We start from the raw sequence: 756 nt of genomic DNA on the forward strand, positions 1-756 counted from the left end.
CATATCACCTTACCGACGCTTATCGCAGATTAGCACGTCCTTCATCGCCTCTGACTGCCTAGGCATCCACCGTGTACGCTTAGTCGCTTAACCTCACAACCCGAAGCTGTTTCGTAAAACAGTTCGTGTCGTGAAAATTTGAGAGACTCGAACACACCGCTTATCTGCTCTTATTACGGAGAGCAGACACAGTGTGTCGTTTCAATTTTCAGCTTGATCCAGATTTTTAAAGAGCAAAACTTCGCAGCGCACCTTCGCAGGTACACTCTGAAGTTTTTTTGTTATCGCAGTAAAAGGATGGTGGAGCTATGCGGGATCGAACCGCAGACCTCCTGCGTGCAAGGCAGGCGCTCTCCCAGCTGAGCTATAACCCCATCGTAATACTAATCTCTCTACCGGTAATTCAGACTGAGACAAGGCGAGGAAGGGCGAAGCATACTGAAGTATGCGAGTCGTTTCACAACGCAGTATCAGGATGAATTTGGTAGGCCTGAGTGGACTTGAACCACCGACCTCACCCTTATCAGGGGTGCGCTCTAACCACCTGAGCTACAAGCCTGGAGAGATTTTTTACTGCTACTTTTTCATCAGACAATCTGTGTGGACACTACAAAGGCAGGTTCTTCAGGTAAGGAGGTGATCCAACCGCAGGTTCCCCTACGGTTACCTTGTTACGACTTCACCCCAGTCATGAATCACAAAGTGGTAAGCGCCCTCCCGAAGGTTAAGCTACCTACTTCTTTTGCAACCCACTCC

General features: G+C 48.9%; 2 tRNA genes and 2 rRNA genes. All 4 read right to left on the bottom strand.

The features are described from left to right. Positions 1 to 93, bottom strand: a 23S ribosomal RNA gene (locus M8013_RS00225); the annotation flags it as partial. Positions 94 to 298: 205 nt separating this feature from the next. Then, positions 299 to 374 (bottom strand) — tRNA-Ala (locus M8013_RS00230). Positions 375 to 482: 108 nt separating this feature from the next. Then, a tRNA-Ile gene (locus M8013_RS00235) sits at positions 483 to 559 on the bottom strand. A gap of 70 nt (positions 560 to 629) precedes the next feature. Then, positions 630 to 756: ribosomal RNA gene (locus M8013_RS00240) — 16S ribosomal RNA — on the bottom strand; the annotation flags it as partial.

Origin of the sequence: Silvania confinis (assembly GCF_025564085.1) — a bacterium.
In the GTDB taxonomy this organism is placed as follows: Bacteria; Pseudomonadota; Gammaproteobacteria; order Enterobacterales; family Enterobacteriaceae; genus Enterobacter; species Enterobacter confinis.